The sequence below is a fragment of the Rhizobium ecuadorense genome, from assembly GCF_001187535.1.
Classification (GTDB): Bacteria; Pseudomonadota; Alphaproteobacteria; order Rhizobiales; family Rhizobiaceae; genus Rhizobium; species Rhizobium ecuadorense.
This window is the reverse complement of the sequence record NZ_LFIO01001208.1, coordinates 1-422: the sequence shown is the minus strand read 5'-3', so window position 1 is coordinate 422 and position 422 is coordinate 1. Positions and strand designations below refer to the sequence as shown.

1 protein-coding gene is annotated in these 422 nt (G+C 56.2%); it reads left to right on the top strand.

Annotated elements, in window-relative coordinates; translation table 11 throughout:
* Window positions 1–422, top strand: a 422-nt coding sequence (locus AF337_RS25545; RefSeq protein WP_160320350.1) for a class II aldolase/adducin family protein, incomplete at both ends; no start/stop codon positions are given.

Below are 422 nucleotides of genomic sequence, written 5' to 3'. Positions count from 1 at the left end.
GCCTATCGGTGATGGGCGATATCGTCCGTCCACCGAAATTGGCATGCATTTGTGTGTCTACGATCATCGCGACGATGTGCGTTCCGCCGTGCACGCGCATCCGCTTTACGCCACCGTGCATGCCATTTGTGGCAAGCCGCTGACCCAACAGATCATGCCTGAGTCGACAATGTTTTTGGGCGAAGTCCCGTTAACACCGTACGGCCTTCCGTCCACGCCGGAACTGTCCGACGCCATCATACCCTACCTGCAAAGACACGATGCGCTTTTGCTCGAAAACCACGGTGCCCTGACGTATGGGCATGACTTGAACAGCGCCTATTTCAAGATGGAAGCACTCGATTATTACGCCAAGGTCGTCTACCTCGCGGCCTCCTACGGCGGCGCCAAGGAGTTCAATGCAGATCAGATCGAGAGGTTGC